The following is a 15,214-nucleotide window of genomic DNA, read 5'->3' on the forward strand; positions in this document are numbered from 1 at the left end:
GCTTCGCGGCGGACGATGCTGGTCTGTGTTCCCAACGTATTGAGCAAGGCTGATGTGGCGGACTTCCGCCGCATCATGGATGCCAGCGGATGGGAGGACGGCCGCTCGACCGCCGGTGCTGCTTCCGCGCTGGTCAAGCGCAACGAGCAGCTGCCGCCCGACAGCGAGGTCGCGCGGCAGCTTGGCAACCGGATCCTGAGCGCGCTGTCGGCAAGCCCGCGCTTCATCTCGGCGGCGATTCCGCTTAGAATCTTTCCACCCTTGTTCAACCGCTATGCCGCAAGCGACGGGCACCATTTCGGCCTGCATGTCGACAATGCGGTGCGCGGCGACAAGCTGACGGGCCTGCGGATCCGCACCGATCTCTCGGTCACGCTGTTTTTATCGGAGCCGGAGGACTACGATGGCGGCGAGCTTGTGATCGAGGATCTCTACGGATCCCATGAAATCAAGCTGCCGGCGGGCGATCTGGTAGTTTATCCTGCTTCCAGCTTGCATCTGGTCACGCCGGTCACCCGGGGCACCCGGGTTGCGTCTTTTTTCTGGCTGCAGAGCATGGTACGGGATGCACACGCGCGCAGCCTGATCTTTGATCTCGATACGGCGATCCAGGCTCTGGTGGAGCGGCTGGGGCGCGATGACCCTGAAACGGTCAAATTGACCGGCATCTATCACAACCTGATCCGTCACTGGGCTGAAGTGTAACTGATGATGACATTCAAGTTCCCCGCTGCATCCGCCGTGATCGCCTCGCTGGCGATGCTGATGCTGGCCGCGCCGTCTTCGGCGCAGCAGCAAACGGCGCCTGCCGCGAAACCAGCGCCCGTGACCCAGTCTCAATTGCCGACGGCCCAACAGGCGCCGGCGGCCCCATCCCCAGTCGCTGCGCCGGTGGCCCCGGCGGCACCGCAAGCCCAGGCCGCCCCGGTACCTGCCGCGGCGGCTCCGGCACCGACCGCGATCGATGCGTCGTCGGCCGCGCCCGCAGGCGGCGATGGCAAGTCGCTGAAGTCGACCGGCACCGGGCTGCGCGAATTGTCGCCGTGGAATATGTTCCTGAACGCCGACATCATCGTGAAGGCGGTGATGCTCGGCCTTGCCTTCGCGTCGCTCGTCACCTGGACGGTGTTCATCGCCAAGATGGTCGAGCTGACCGTGGCGCAGAGCAGGCTGCGTGGCGCGCTGGCCAAGATCGCTGAATCGCGCTCGCTGGCGGAAGCCCAATTCGCGCTCGGCGCCAAGGGCAGCGTGCTGTCGTCGTTTATCGCGGCCGCGATGCGCGAGGGACGTCTGTCGGCGGGGATCTCCAGCGACAGCGGCATCAAGGAGCGCGCCGCGTCGAGCTTTGCCGAGATCGTGCGCGCCGAAGCCCGCAAGATCCGCATCGGCATGGGCCTGCTCGCGACCATCGGCGCAACGTCGCCCTTCGTCGGCCTGTTCGGCACCGTCTGGGGCATCATGAACAGCTTCATCGGCATTTCGAAGTCGCAGACCACGAATCTTGCCGTGGTGGCGCCGGGCATCGCGGAGGCGCTGCTGGCAACCGCGATCGGCCTCGTCGCGGCGATCCCCGCCGTGATCATCTACAACCATTTCTCGCGCGTCACGAAGGTCTACCTCGAACTCGTCAACCGCGCCTCGGGTGCGGCCGGACGTCTGTTGTCGCGCGATCTCGATCGCACCCATGGCAGCGTTCCGCTCGGCACGCATGCGCGCGCCGCGGCGGCGGAGTAGGCGATGGCAGTCTCGATCTCCGAGAACGATGGCGACGACGATTTCGCGGAATCCCACGAGATCAACGTCACGCCGTTCATCGACGTGATGCTGGTGCTGCTGATTATCTTCATGGTGGCGGCGCCGCTCTCGACCGTCGACCTGCCGATCGATCTGCCGACCTCCAGCGCGACGCCGCAGAAGAAGCCGGACAAGCCGACCTATGTCAGCATCAAGCCGGACTTGACGTTGGCGATCGGGGAGAATTCGGTGAAGCGCGCCGACCTGGCCAATGCGCTGGATGCGGTGCCGGAGATGAGCCGGGACAAGTATGTGTTCCTGCGCGCCGACCGCGTCGTGCCCTACGGCGAATTGATGGGCGTGATGGAGTTGCTGCGCGCCGGCGGCTACACGCGGGTCAAGCTGGTCACGCTCGAGGGCGTTCCGGGAGCGCCCGCGGCACCGCAGGCCGAGCCGGCCAAACCCTGACGGCGAACAACGATGTCCATCAACCCCGATCTCGATCTGCGGGCGTCCAAGCGGCTCTGGGTGATCGCCGCGGTGACGGCGGTCGGGCTGCATCTGGGCGGCGCGGCGCTGGCGCTGACCAATTTGCGCGGCGACCACGGCGACGAGGGCCTTGGCGCTGCCGGCGCGGAATATGCCGTCGAGCTCGCCTCTCCGGATGTGCCTGAGGAAGCCGCACCGCCCGGAGCGCCGGCCGATGAGCAGCAGGCCGTGCAGGAGATGACCCAGCAGAAAGCGGAGGTCAAGGATACCGACCTGCCGCAGGCCCAGCCGATGGAGGCCGACGACCCCGATCGCATCGTCACCGAGGACAACAGCAAGAAGCAGAAGGAGGAGGAGGCCAAGGTCGCCAAGGTCGAGACCAACGCGCAGGAGGCTCAGCAGGCTTCGGAGGCGGCGGCGCCGACCAAGCTGGAAGACGCTTCGCGCCAGTCGGAGACCACCAAGGCCCCCAATCCCGGCATCGGCAAGGACAAGCTCGCGCTGACCGCCAAATGGGGCAAGAAGATCAGCGCCTATCTCGACCTGCACAAGAAATTCCCGGAGAACAAGATCAAGGATGCCAAGGTCAAGGTGGCCCTTGTGCTCAACCGCGTCGGCAAGGTGCTGTCGGTCGCTGTGATGGAATCGTCGGGTGACGCCGCCTATGACGACGCGGCGGTCTCGATGGTGCACCGTTCCGATCCGGTGCCGGCGCCCCCGGCCGACCTGACCGACGATCAGTTCTCCTTCAGCCTCGACGTCAAGTTCAACAAGCCGAAGAAGTAGGCGGAAAGACTCGCGATACGATCGCAAGTCTTCGTCATTCCGGGGCGCGACGAAGTCGCGAGCCCGGAATCCATTTCACCATTGAATACGCTGCCAAGTCGCGTAGGGCGGGTTAGCGAACAGCGTAACCCGCCATTCTTTTTCGACGAGCGGTGGATTACGCTCCCGCCTTCGCTCGTCGAGCTACGGCGGACGAGTCGCTAATCCCCCTACACAGCTGCAGCGCTCAGCTTTTCTTCACCAATGGGCAGACGCTCTTCTCGAGCGGCAAAAAGGCTTCATCGGCGGGGATGGTGGCGACCAGCTTGTAATAGTCCCACGGATACTTTGACTCCTGTGGCTTCTTCACCTCGAACAGATAAGCGGGGTGGATCTTGCGGCCGTCGATGCGGATCGAACCCTTGCCGAACAGCGGATCGTCGGTCGGCAATTCCTTCATCTTGGCGACCACGGCGCGGCCGTCATGCGGATTGCCGCCGAGCGCCTCCAGCGCCTTGAAATAATGGATCAGCGACGAATACACGCCGGCCTGCACCATGGTCGGCGGGTTCTTCTTGAAGCGCTCCATGAACCGCTTGGTGAAGGCGCGGGTTTGGTCGTTCAGGTCCCAGTAGAACGTCTCGGTGAAGTTCAGGCCCTGCGCGACGTTGAGGCCGAGCGCGTTGACGTCGGTCAGGAACATCAGCATGCCCGCCAGCTTCTGGCCGCCGGCGACGATGCCGAACTCGGCCGCCTGCTTGATCGCATTGGTGGTGTCGCCGCCGGCATTGGCCAGGCCGACGATCTTGGCCTTCGAGCTCTGCGCCTGCAGCAGGAAGGACGAGAAGTCGGCGTTGTTGAGCGGATGCTTGACGCTGCCGAGCACTTTGCCGCCATTCGCGGTGACGACCGCCGCGGTGTCGCGCTCGAGCGCCTGGCCGAACGCGTAGTCCGCGGTGAGGAAGAACCATGTGTCGCCGCCGGACTTCACCAGCGCCTTGCCGGTGCCGTTGGCCAGCATGTAGGTATCGTAGACCCAGTGCACCGTGTTCGGCGAGCATTGCGCGCCGGTGAGGTCGGAGGATGCCGAGCCCGAGTTCAGGTTGACGACGTTCTTCTCCTTGGCGAGGTTGGCAATCGCGAGCCCGACGCCCGAGCTTGCGAGGTCGACGAACACGTCGACCTTCTCGACGTCGATCCACTGCTTGCCGATGTTGACGCCGACGTCGGGCTTGTTCTGGTGATCGGCCGAGATCACATCGATCTTCCAGCCCTTGGCGAGCAGCCCGGAATCCTCGATCGCCATCTGCGCCGCAACCGTCGAGCCGGGTCCGCCGATATCCTGATAAAGACCGGACTGATCGCCGAGGCTGCCGACCCGGACAACCTTGTCCATCGTCTGCGCCGACACGCTGCCTGCGAGCACGAGGCTCGTGGTCATGACCAGGGCTGCAATGGAACGCTTCATCTTCCCTCCAGTATGATTTTGTTTTTTGAGTTCCACATTATGCCCGGCATCAGGCGTATCGCCTAGGGCACTGGCGCGATCGGTCGCACGCGTTATTCCACGCTGCGGCGATATGAGTGGCCGGTGACGCGACGGGATGCCGCGGCGTCCGCGCGTCGACATCAAAACAGGGAAGGGTTGAAGCGCGGACTGCGCTATTTGAAGTAGTAGCGGATCGCGACGTAGACCACGACAAGACAGGCGAAGATCAGCGCCACCGGCATCGGGCGCTTCGCGTTCGCGTCGGAGGCGTTCGCCTTCTTCGCAGGCAGGCGGCGGAACGTGGTGACGTTGCCGGTGTCGGCGACCGGTTCGCGCGAGCGCGCTGGGACCTCCGGTGCCTTGCCGGCGCCGCCCATCTCCGCATAGTAGGTGCGGTACATCTGCTGGATGGTTGCCTCGCCGGCATCGGCTTCGCTCATCTGGTCCACAAGCTTCTTGTAGATGGCGAGGAAATTCTGCGCCTCGGGCGGCAACGCGGAGGCGCCGTTCAGCTTGGCCATCATCTTCCAGGTCGCAAAGTCAGCCCGCGCGCGGGTGTCGGCGCGTCGTGCAATCAGCATATCGGCAGCTTTGATCACCATGGCCTCGAAGCGTTCCCGTTCCCGCGCATGACCCGGACAAATGGACGCCGGTTTTCCGATCAGGTCATGCCTAAAGCAAGGCTATGTGTTTCCGGTAATGAGGAGAAGGGCATTGATCACATAGCCGGTCAGAGTTCGCAGTATCGTTGAAATAACATCAAGATTTAGGCCGATCTGCCGGCCGACCACCGGCAGCAGGATCAACAGCCCGATCAGGATCAGCATGCCGTAGGGCTCGAGCCTGGAGAGCGGGATCGCCAGCGGCCGCGGCAACAGCCCGACCGCGACCCGGCCGCCGTCCAGCGGCGGAATCGGCATCATGTTGAAGATTGCGAGCACGATATTGATCAGGAAGGCGTTTTTCAGGTTGTCCGCGGTCCATTTTGCGGCATCGGCCGGCACCAAGGGCAGCGCGTGGAATGCCAGCGCTGCCGCGGTCGCCAGGATGATGTTGGTCACCGGGCCGGCCAGCGCCACCCACACCATGTCGAGCTTGGGATGGTTGAGCTTGCGGAAGTTCACCGGAACCGGCTTGGCGTAGCCGAACAGAAACGGCGAATGCGCGAACAGCAGCATGGCCGGCAGGATCAGCGTGCCGAACGGGTCGATGTGCTTCAGCGGGTTGAAGCTGACACGGCCGAGCTGCCAGGCGGTGTCGTCGCCGAGCCGGTGCGCGACGAAGCCGTGCGCGGCTTCGTGGAAGGTGATGGCGATGACCAGCGGCAGCACCCAGACGGAGACGTCGTAGAGGGAAATATTCAAATGCGTGCCGCCTCGGGTTTGCTTGTCGGGTTTGCTTGGACCGGACCGTTAGGCTAGCACGGATTCGCCAAAGACCTGGCTGGCGGGGCGTTTGCCGCAGGTCAGCGCGCGTCAGGTGCGACGGCGGGCCCGATTGCGTGCGCCTGTTGCGTCTGGGTGGTGGCGATCCAGATGCCGGCGAACACGGTGACGATGCCGGCGATCAGATTCCAACTCAGCGGCTCGCCGAGCAGGACTGCGCCGACCAGCGAGGCCGCGATCGGGTTGACGGTGACTGATATCGCGACCCGGGTCGGCGTCGTCCGCTCCAGCGCAAAGGCCCAGAGATAGAAGGTGAGCGCTGCGCCGAAGGCGCCGAGATAGATCGCGCCGAACCATTGCGGTGCGCCGAAATCGGTAACCGGCGCAAAGCTGCCACGCACAAGGGAGGCCGTTATGAGGACCGCGGCTCCGGCCGCCATGGCGAGCGTGGTGAAGGGGATCGGGCCGGAACGGCGGATGAAGGGTTTCGACCAGATGCTGTAGAGCGCCATGCACAGCGCGGCCGCGACCATCAACAGGTCGCCGCGCCAGGCGCCCACGGGCGCCGTGGCGAGGCCGGAGAGCAGCGCCAGCGAGACGCCCAGGATCGTGACCAGCACGCCTGTGGTCTTGCGCGCGGTCAGCGGCTCGGCACCGAGGGCAGCGCCGACCAGCATCGTCAGCAGCGGCAGCGTCGAGAGCGCGAGTGCGCCGCGCGCGGCGGTCGTGAAGATCAGCGAAGCGTTGAACAGGATCGGAAACGCCGCAAAGAACAACAGGCCGAGGCCAGCGACGCCGGGCCAGTCACGCCGCGGCGGCCAGCTTCGACGCTGCAACAGCGCCAGCGGCAGCAACGGCAAGACGCCGATGCCGAAGCGGAATGAGCCGATGGCCAGCGGATCGATGGCGCCGACCAGATACCGCGTCGCCCCGATCGAGGTGCCGCCGAGCGCACTCGACAGCACCGCCGCCAACACCCCAGAGATCTCGCCCATGCCGTTCGCCCCCGGTTTCGCTTGCGCAATCTAGGAAAGAGGCGATAATCAGGAAATGGAATAGATTTGATCAATCAAATCACGATTCGTTATGACTGTTCCTGTCTTGGACCCGGATCTGCTCCAAGCCTTCGTCGCGGTGGCCGACCATCGCTCCTTCACCCGCGCCGCCTCGGCGCTGAACCGGACCCAATCGGCCGTCAGCATGCAGGTGAAGCGGCTGGAAGAGCGGTTGCAGGCCGAGCTGTTCCACCGCAGCACGACCAATGTCGATCTGAGCGCCGCCGGCGAAGGGCTGCTTGGTTACGCCCGCCGCATTCTGAGCCTCAATGCGGAAGCAGTCGGCCGGGTGCGCGAGCGTGGCACGGATGGGCGGGTGCGCCTTGGCGTGATGGACGACTACGGCACGTTGATCGTGCCGCCGCTGCTCAAGGACTTCATCGCCAACTATCCGCTGATCCATATCGAGATGGAGACCGGACTGACCTCGTCGATGACGGACCGGCTCGGCGAAGCCTATGACCTCGTGATCGCGATGCACCCCGAGGGACGCGGCGAGGGCGAGCTGCTGCGCACCGAGCAGGCGGTGTGGGCCGCGAGCGCCGCGCATCGCGTCGAGCAGCTCGATCCGCTGCCGGTCGCGCTCTATCCGCAGGGATGCCTGTTCCGGAGCTGGGCGATGCAGGCGCTCGACGAGGCCAACCGGCCGTGGCGGCTCGCCTTTGTCAGCCACAGCCTGTCCGCCGTCGAGGCGATCGCGGCGCAGGGCCTTGCCGTGACCGTCGTCAAGTCGGGCACCTTTCCGCCAACCTTGCGGCGCCTGACCGCGCGTGACGGCATGCCGCGACTGCCGCGTGCGGAGATCCGCCTGCACCGCGCGCAAAATCTTTCGCGCGCCGCGGCATTGCTGGCCGATCATCTCGTCACGGCGCTGCGGCAGCCAGCCAGACGAGGCGCAGCTTAATACGTCGCCCGGCCGCCGGAGATGTCGAATACCGCGCCGGTCGAGAAGGCGCAGTCCTCCGACGCCAGCCACGCCACCATCGAAGCGAGCTCCTCGACCTGCACGAAGCGGGCCTTCGGAATCTTCGACAGCATGAAGTCGATATGCGCTTTCGTCATCTGGTCGAAGATCGCGGTCTTCGCCGCGGCCGGCGTCACCGCGTTGACCAGGATGTCGTGCTGGGCGAGCTCCTTGCCCAGCGATTTCGTCAGCGCGATCAGGCCGGCCTTCGACGACGAATAATGCGCGGCGTTCGGGTTGCCTTCCTTGCCGGCGATCGAGGCGATGTTGACGATGCGGCCGTACTTCTGGCCGATCATGGTCGGCACGATCGCCTTGCAGCAGATGAAGGGACCCTCGAGATTGATGCGCATCACCCTGCGCCAGTCGTCGAGATCGGTTTCCCACACAGGCTTGTTGGCCCCGGTGATGCCGGCGTTATTGACGAGGATGTCGATCTTGCCGAACGCCCGCAGCGTCTGATCGCGCGCGGCGTCGACCGCGGCGGGGTCGGTGACATCGGTCTTGATCGCGATGACGTTCTCGCCGATCGCCCGCGCGGTCTTCTCGGCCAGCGGCTGGTCGAAATCCCAGATCGCGACCTTGGCGCCGGACGCGACAAAGCGCTCGGTGATGGCGCGGCCGAAGCCTTGCGCGCCGCCGGTGACGACGGCACAGCGGCCGTTGAGATCGATCTTGTTCATGCAAAATGCCTTTGATCGCGTGGAGGTCAGAGCATGAAGCCGCCGTCGACGACCATGTCGACGCCGGTGGTGAATGCGGCCTCGTCGCTCGCAAGATAGACCGCCATGGCCGCGATCTCCTCTGCGGTGCCGAGCCGGCCCATCTTCTGGCGAGCGACGAATTTCTCGCGTCCATCCGGGCCGGCGGCGGCCGCGCGATCGAGCATCGAGGGCGTCTCCACGGTGCCCGGGCAGATCGCATTGCAGCGGATGCCCTGGGTGATGAAGTCGAGCGCGACCGCGCGCGTCAGCAGCGAAACCGCTGCTTTCGACGCGCTGTAGACATAGCGATTGGCCGGCGGCCGCAATGCCGCGCAAGACGAAATGTTGACGATGCTGCCGCCTCCGCCCGCCAGCATCGCAGGCAGGAACGCCTTGATGGTCCGGTGCATGGATTTGACGTTGAGGTCGAACGAGAAGTCGAAATCCTCGTCCGAGCACTCCAGAATCGTGCCGTGATGCACGAAGCCCGCCGCATTGAGCAGGATGTCGATCTTGCCAACGCGCTTGGCGAAGCTGTTGACCTCAGCGCTGCTGCGAACGTCGAGCCGGGCGGTCTCGGCGACGCCTTCCTTGCCCAGCGTGGCGATGCCGCTCTCATTGATGTCGGTGGCGATCACGGTTGCGCCTTCACGCGCGAATGCGATGGCGCATGCACGCCCGATGCCTGCCGCGGCAGCGGTGACAATTGCGCGCTTTCCCTTCAGTCGGTCTGACATGACTTTCTCTCCCGGTTTCCTCGGGTCATTCCGGGACGCGCGCAGCGCGGGCCCGGAAACCATACTCCCGATGGTGGTTATGGATTCCGGGCTCGGCCCTGCGGGCCGTCCCGGAATGACGGTGATGGTCTAGTGATTATCCCGCGCCACGCCGACCTTGCCGGCGATGTCGTGGTAACGGGTCGCGAGCTCGAGGCAGGCGCCGGTCGCGTGCTGGCCGACGGTCTGGCGGTAGAGCTCCTGCCACGGCGTCTGGTTGGCCGGGTGCGGGAAGCCGCCCTTTGCCTTCAGCTCGGCGCGGCGGGTGCGCAGCTCATCCTCCGAGATCAGGATGTTGGCGCTGCCCTTGTTGAGGTCGATGCGGACCTTGTCGCCGGTCTTCAGGACCGCGAGCCCGCCATCGGCGGCGGCTTCCGGCGAGGCGTTGAGGATCGACGGCGAGCCCGAGGTGCCCGACTGCCTTCCGTCGCCGATGCAGGGCAGGGACAGGATGCCGCGCTTGATCAGCGCCGCCGGCGGCTGCATGTTCACCACTTCGGCGCCGCCGGGATAGCCGATCGGGCCGGTGCCGCGGACGAACAGCACGCAGTGCTCGTCGATCTCGAGCGCCGGGTCCTCGATCCGGGCGTGATAGTCCTCCGGGCCCTCGAACACGATGGCGCGGCCCTCGAAGGCGTTGAGGTCTTTCGGGTTGGACAGATAGCGGTCTCGGAACTCCTTCGAGATCACGCTGGTCTTCATGATCGCGGAATCGAACAGATTGCCGCGCAGCACGAGGAAGCCGGCATCCTTCACCAGCGGCTTGTCGTAGCCCCAGATCACGTCGCCGTCCGGCTTCGGCGCTTCCTTGCAATTCTCGCCCATGGTGCGGCCGTTGACGGTGAGGGCGCCTTCATGGATGCGCTTGTGCTTGATGAGCTCGCGCACCACCGAGGGTACGCCGCCGGCGCGGTGATATTCCTCGCCGAGATAGAATCCGGCCGGCTGCATGTTCACCAAGAGGGGCACGTCATGGCCGTATTTCTGCCAGTCGTCGATCGAGAGCTCGACGCCGACATGGCGGGCCAGCGCGTTGATGTGGATCGGCGCATTGGTCGAGCCGCCGATCGCGGAGTTGACCACGATGCAGTTCTCGAACGCCTCGCGGGTCAGGAAGTCCGACGGTTTCAGATCCTCCCAGACCATGTCGACGATGCGCTTTCCGGTCTCGTAAGCGATCTGGCCGCGCTCGCGATAGGGCGCCGGGATCGCCGCGCAGCCCGGCAGCGAGAAGCCGAGCGCTTCCGCAAGCGAGTTCATCGTCGAAGCGGTGCCCATGGTGTTGCAGTGGCCGACCGAAGGCGCCGAGGAGGCGACGATCTCGATGAACTGCTCATAGTCGATCTCGCCGGCGGCGAGCCGCTCGCGCGCCTTCCACACCACGGTGCCGGAGCCGGTGCGCTGCCCCTCGTGCCAGCCGTTCAGCATCGGGCCGCCCGACAGCACGATCGCCGGCAGGTTGACGGTCGCCGCCGCCATCATGCAGGCCGGCGTGGTCTTGTCGCAGCCGGTGGTCAGCACCACGCCATCGAGCGGATAGCCGAACAGGATCTCGACCAGGCCGAGATAGGCGAGGTTGCGGTCGAGCGCCGCGGTCGGGCGCTTGCCGGTCTCCTGGATCGGATGGGTCGGAAATTCCATCGCGATGCCGCCGGCGGCACGGATGCCCTCGCGGACGCGGTGCGCAAGCTCCAGGTGGTGCCGGTTGCAGGGCGACAGATCGTTGCCGGTCTGGGCGATGCCGATGATCGGCTTGCCCGACTGCAATTCCTCGCGGGTCAGGCCGTAATTGAGGTAGCGCTCGAGATAGAGCGCGGTCATGCCCGGATTGTGCGGGTTGTCGAACCATTCCTGGGAGCGGAGCCGGCGGCCCTTGCCCTGCTTGGTCTCGCCTGCGGCGCTGTGCCCGTTGGTGGGGGGTTTTGTCATTGGTTTCTCCCGCAATGCAAACTCTTGATGGGCCCATTCAAGGGCTCTGGTTCAACGTTGTTCTACCTTGCGCAAATCGTGGCGCATTACAAACCTCGACGATCACGCACAGGTGTTTCACTGGATGGATTGGACCTTAGTTGAAGGGACTTGGTTGCGCTACCATTTTGTCATTTTTGCTTCCCTTGTGACAGGCTGTTGACGGGCGGATGTCAGGTGCGTCGCGCCGAGCTTTGCCGTTCCACGACACTGAAGCCGAGATCGACGACCGGCTCGGCGGGGCGGCGTCCTTCCAGCGTCTCGATCACCATCATGGCAGCGGTTCTGCCCATTTCGTAGCGATTGGTGCGCACGCTGCTCAGCGTCGGCTCGCTCGACGCCATGAATTCGAGGTCGTTGAAGCCGACGATGGCCATCTGCTCCGGCACCGCCACGTGACGGCGCTTGCATTCGAACAGCGCGCCCAGCGCAAGATCGTCATTGACGCAGAACACCGCGTCGACATCGGGCGCCTTGGCGAGCAGGTCGGCAAACAACGTGCCGCCGAGCGTGACCGAGGTCGGTATAGCCGTGGTGACGATGAGCTGTGGATCGAACAGCCCAGCCTCGGTCATCGCGGCGCGATAGCCGTCGAGCCGGCGCTGCACCCGTGGATCCATTCGCGCGCCGAGGAAGCCGATCCGCCGGTAGCCCTGGGCGAGAAGATGGGCAATCGCGCCTTTTGCCGCATCAAAATGCGAGAATCCGATCATCATGTCGATCGGGGCGGGGCCGACCTCCATGATCTGCACGATCGGGCAATCGACCGTTTCCATGATGCTGCGGGAATCGGCGGTCTGATTGATGCCGGTGATGATGAGGCCCGCCGGCCTCTGTGCCAGAAAAAGACGCAGCAGGCGCTCCTCCTGGAGGATGCTGTAGCGGGTGTTGGCGAGCTGGATGCTGTAGCGGCTGCCATCGAGCGCGTCATAGATGCCGCGCAGCACGTCGGAGAACACATTGTTGGTCAACGACGGGATCAGGACACCGATCACCTCGGTGCGCTGCGATGCGAGCGCGCGTGCCGCGAGATTGGGCACATAACCGAGTTCTTTTGCCGCACTCTCGACCCGGGCGCGCTTGCCGAGTGAAAGCGCTTCCGGATTCCTGAAGAAGCGCGACGCCGTAATCGGGCTCACTCCAGCGAGCTTTGCGACCTCAGTGAGCCGGATCTTGCCTGGCGTGATGCGCTTTCGGGCCATTTGCCGCTCATATCACGACGTTCGTCGCAGACAAACTGATATTGACAGCGCTACCAAGCGATTGCTAATCGAACGATTGCCAAAACCGGATAAACTGCTGACAATAAGTTCAGTCCAACAGAGCCGCGCACCCAGCGCGGCCGGAACAAAACAGAGCGGTGGCGGCACTCGTCGTACGTCGTCGGGAACTTGAGGGAGGGAAGTGGATGTCGTCGGTCCAGATTCGCGACGTGCGGAAATCGTTCGGCAATTTTGAAGTCCTGCACGGCGTGTCGATCCCGATCGAGGACGGCGAGTTCGTCGTTCTGGTCGGCCCTTCCGGCTGCGGCAAGTCGACCCTGCTGCGCATGCTGGCCGGGCTTGAGAACATCACCTCAGGCACGATCTCGATCGGCGACCGCGTCGTCAACAATGTCCAGCCCAAAGAGCGCGACATTGCGATGGTATTCCAGAACTATGCGCTCTATCCGCACATGACGGTCGCCGACAACATGGGCTTCTCGCTGAAGCTGCGCGGCGCCAAGCCCGAGGAAATCTCGAGCGGGGTCAAGCGCGCCGCCGAGATCCTCGCGCTGACGCCGCTGCTCGAGCGTTATCCCCGCCAGCTGTCAGGCGGCCAGCGGCAGCGCGTCGCCATGGGCCGCGCCATCGTGCGCGATCCGCAGGTGTTCCTGTTCGACGAACCGCTGTCGAACCTCGACGCCAAGCTGCGCGTCGCGATGCGCACCGAGATCAAGGAGCTGCATCAGCGGCTGAAGACCACGACGGTCTACGTCACCCACGACCAGATCGAGGCCATGACCATGGCCGACAAGATCGTGGTGATGCATGACGGCATCGTCGAGCAGATGGGCTCGCCGCTCGAGCTCTATGACAAGCCGGAGAACCAGTTCGTGGCCGGCTTCATCGGCTCGCCCGCGATGAATTTCCTGAAGGGCAAGGTCAAGGTGAACGGCGCCGCGTATTTCGAGGGACCGAACGGCGTCAAGCTGCCGCTGAAATCGGCGCCGGCCAATTCCGACGGCCAGCCCGCGGTCTACGGCGTGCGGCCGGAGCATTTCACCATCGCCGATGATGGCGCCGAGGCCGAGATCGTGGTGGTCGAGCCGACCGGCTCGGAGACCCAGGTGTTCGCCAAGCTCGGCGGCGAGCAGGTCGTCGCCGTGTTCCGCGAGCGCCATCAGTTCAATCCCGGCGACAAGGTTCGGCTCAAGCCGGACCCGGCGCTGGTTCATCTGTTCGACGATTCGACGGGGAAACGACTGAATAGCTGACGGATCGATTGATCTGAATGGCCGACCAACAGGCCAGATCAAAAACAAGAAAAACACAAATCATTTGGAGGAAGGACGATGCACGATTTGACTCGCCGCTCGCTACTTCAGGGCGGCACCGCGCTGGCCGCAACCGGCATGCTCACCGGGCCGGCGCTGTTTGACTTCGCCAAGGCCTGGGCGCAGAGCGCGCCCTGGAAGGCGGAGCCCGGCGCCAAGCTCACCGTGATGCGCTGGAAGCGCTTCGTGCCCGCGGAAGATGACGCGTTCAACGCCATGGTCGCGGCGTTCAAGGCGGCGACCGGCACCGAGATGAACGTGTTCAGCGAGTCCTTCGAGGACGTGCAGCCGAAGGCCTCGGTCGCCGCCAACACCGGCTCGGGCCTCGACCTCGCCTGGGGCCTGCACACGCTGCCGCAGCTGTTCCCGACCAAAGTGCTGAAGATGAACGACGTTGCCGACTTTCTCGGCAAGAAATACGGCGGCTGGACCGACGCCGCCGCGAAAACCTGCAAGCAGGGCGATGACTGGCTCGGCATTCCCGTCGCGACCATCGGCGGTTACCTGACCTATCGCAAGTCGGCGGTGGAGAAGGCGGGCTTCAAGCAGGTGCCGTCCGACTTCCCGGCCTATCTCGAACTGTGCAAGGCACTGAAGGCGAACAACACGCCGGCCGGCTTCGCGCTTGGCCACGCCACCGGCGACGCCAATGCCTGGGTGCACAACATCCTCTGGGGCCACAATGGCTGGACCGTCGACAAGGACGACAAGGTCATCATCAACTCGCCGGAGACGATGAAGGCGCTGGAATATGCTAAGGCGTTGTCGGACACCTTCATTCCGGGCGTGGCGTCCTGGAACGACTCCTCCAACAACAAGGCGTTCCTGTCCGGCGAGCTGTATCTGACCTCGAACGGCATCTCGATCTATGTCGCGGCCAAGGACGATCCGAGCAAGAAGGAGCTCGCCGAGGACATCGACCACGCGCTGTGGCCGGTCGGGTCGCTCGGCAAGCCGACCGAGCTGCAGCTTGCGGTTCCGATCCTCGCCTTCAACTTCTGCAAATATCCGAACGCGGCGAAGGCCTTTATCGCCTTCATGCTGGAGAAGGAGAATTTCGAGAAGTGGCTGTCCGGCGCGCGGGGCTATCTCACCCACACGCTCAATGCCTACGACTCGGCTCCGGTGTGGACTGCCGATCCGAAGAATGCCGTGTTCGGCCAGGCCTCCAAGCGCGCGCTGCCGGCCTCCGGCATCGGCACGCCCGGCGAGAAGGCGGCGACGGCGATCGCCGACTTCATCGTGGTCGACATGTTCGCGAACTACTGCACCGGCGCCAAGGACGGCAAGACTGCGATGGCGGAAGCCGAGCGGCAGTTGAAGCGCATCTATCGCTGATGTGATGCCCG

At 64.5% G+C, this 15,214-nt stretch carries 15 protein-coding genes; 7 read left to right on the forward strand and 8 right to left on the reverse strand.

Annotated features, from left to right (window positions below):
- The first annotated feature begins 15 nt into the window (after positions 1 to 15).
- From WDM24_RS16760 to WDM24_RS16775, 4 genes are read left to right on the forward strand one after another with little or no spacing between them, the layout of a single operon-like run.
- Positions 16 to 705, forward strand: coding sequence for a Fe2+-dependent dioxygenase (locus WDM24_RS16760; protein WP_338699646.1), 690 nt, complete (start codon positions 16 to 18; stop codon positions 703 to 705).
- A gap of 3 nt (positions 706 to 708) precedes the next feature.
- Complete coding sequence (gene exbB, locus WDM24_RS16765) at positions 709 to 1,734, forward strand: tonB-system energizer ExbB (RefSeq protein ID WP_338699648.1); 1,026 nt, start codon at positions 709 to 711, stop codon at positions 1,732 to 1,734.
- Positions 1,735 to 1,737: 3 nt separating this feature from the next.
- On the forward strand, positions 1,738 to 2,202 hold the full coding sequence (gene exbD / locus WDM24_RS16770) for a TonB system transport protein ExbD (RefSeq protein WP_338699650.1): 465 nt from the start codon (positions 1,738 to 1,740) through the stop codon (positions 2,200 to 2,202).
- Between the two features lie 12 nt (positions 2,203 to 2,214).
- Positions 2,215 to 3,009 (forward strand): TonB family protein, encoded by a 795-nt coding sequence (locus tag WDM24_RS16775; protein ID WP_338831833.1) that lies wholly within the window; start codon positions 2,215 to 2,217, stop codon positions 3,007 to 3,009.
- Between the two features lie 226 nt (positions 3,010 to 3,235).
- Here the strand turns inward: WDM24_RS16775 and WDM24_RS16780 are convergent, their stop codons facing one another.
- From WDM24_RS16780 to WDM24_RS16795, 4 genes are all read right to left on the reverse strand, one after another.
- Entirely contained in the window at positions 3,236 to 4,456 is a 1,221-nt protein-coding gene (locus WDM24_RS16780; RefSeq protein ID WP_338699654.1) for an ABC transporter substrate-binding protein, read from the reverse strand.
- A gap of 194 nt (positions 4,457 to 4,650) precedes the next feature.
- Positions 4,651 to 5,079: a hypothetical protein gene (locus tag WDM24_RS16785; RefSeq protein WP_338699656.1), complete on the reverse strand. Its 429-nt coding sequence runs from the start codon at positions 5,077 to 5,079 to the stop codon at positions 4,651 to 4,653.
- Between the two features lie 81 nt (positions 5,080 to 5,160).
- Positions 5,161 to 5,841: a site-2 protease family protein gene (locus WDM24_RS16790; protein ID WP_338699658.1), complete on the reverse strand. Its 681-nt coding sequence runs from the start codon at positions 5,839 to 5,841 to the stop codon at positions 5,161 to 5,163.
- Positions 5,842 to 5,942: 101 nt separating this feature from the next.
- Entirely contained in the window at positions 5,943 to 6,857 is a 915-nt protein-coding gene (locus tag WDM24_RS16795; RefSeq protein WP_338699660.1) for a DMT family transporter, read from the reverse strand.
- A gap of 91 nt (positions 6,858 to 6,948) precedes the next feature.
- Here WDM24_RS16795 and WDM24_RS16800 point away from each other — a divergent pair, with 91 nt between their 5' ends.
- A complete protein-coding gene (locus tag WDM24_RS16800; RefSeq protein ID WP_338699662.1) occupies positions 6,949 to 7,821 on the forward strand; it encodes a LysR substrate-binding domain-containing protein in 873 nt (290 codons plus the stop codon).
- Here the strand turns inward: WDM24_RS16800 and WDM24_RS16805 are convergent.
- The 4 genes from WDM24_RS16805 to WDM24_RS16820 all read right to left on the reverse strand — a co-directional run bounded on the left by WDM24_RS16805 (position 7,818) and on the right by WDM24_RS16820 (position 12,531).
- Positions 7,818 to 8,564, reverse strand: coding sequence for an SDR family NAD(P)-dependent oxidoreductase (locus WDM24_RS16805; RefSeq protein ID WP_338699664.1), 747 nt, complete (start codon positions 8,562 to 8,564; stop codon positions 7,818 to 7,820). The genes WDM24_RS16800 and WDM24_RS16805 overlap by 4 nt on opposite strands.
- A 26-nt stretch (positions 8,565 to 8,590) precedes the next feature.
- Positions 8,591 to 9,322 carry an SDR family oxidoreductase gene (locus WDM24_RS16810; protein WP_338699666.1) on the reverse strand — a complete coding sequence of 244 codons (732 nt, stop codon included), beginning with the start codon at positions 9,320 to 9,322 and terminating at the stop codon, positions 8,591 to 8,593.
- Between the two features lie 129 nt (positions 9,323 to 9,451).
- Positions 9,452 to 11,290: an IlvD/Edd family dehydratase gene (locus WDM24_RS16815; RefSeq protein ID WP_338699668.1), complete on the reverse strand. Its 1,839-nt coding sequence runs from the start codon at positions 11,288 to 11,290 to the stop codon at positions 9,452 to 9,454.
- Between the two features lie 212 nt (positions 11,291 to 11,502).
- Positions 11,503 to 12,531 carry a LacI family DNA-binding transcriptional regulator gene (locus WDM24_RS16820; RefSeq protein WP_338699670.1) on the reverse strand — a complete coding sequence of 343 codons (1,029 nt, stop codon included), beginning with the start codon at positions 12,529 to 12,531 and terminating at the stop codon, positions 11,503 to 11,505.
- A gap of 206 nt (positions 12,532 to 12,737) precedes the next feature.
- Between WDM24_RS16820 and WDM24_RS16825 the strand changes: the two genes are divergently transcribed.
- Complete coding sequence (locus WDM24_RS16825) at positions 12,738 to 13,805, forward strand: ABC transporter ATP-binding protein (protein WP_166296685.1); 1,068 nt, start codon at positions 12,738 to 12,740, stop codon at positions 13,803 to 13,805.
- A 78-nt stretch (positions 13,806 to 13,883) separates the two neighbouring features.
- Positions 13,884 to 15,203, forward strand: coding sequence for an ABC transporter substrate-binding protein (locus WDM24_RS16830; RefSeq protein ID WP_338831834.1), 1,320 nt, complete (start codon positions 13,884 to 13,886; stop codon positions 15,201 to 15,203).
- Positions 15,204 to 15,214 lie beyond the last annotated feature (11 nt).

Origin of the sequence: Bradyrhizobium sp. 27S5 (assembly GCF_037217225.1) — a bacterium.
Classification (GTDB): domain Bacteria; phylum Pseudomonadota; class Alphaproteobacteria; order Rhizobiales; family Xanthobacteraceae; genus Bradyrhizobium; species Bradyrhizobium septentrionale.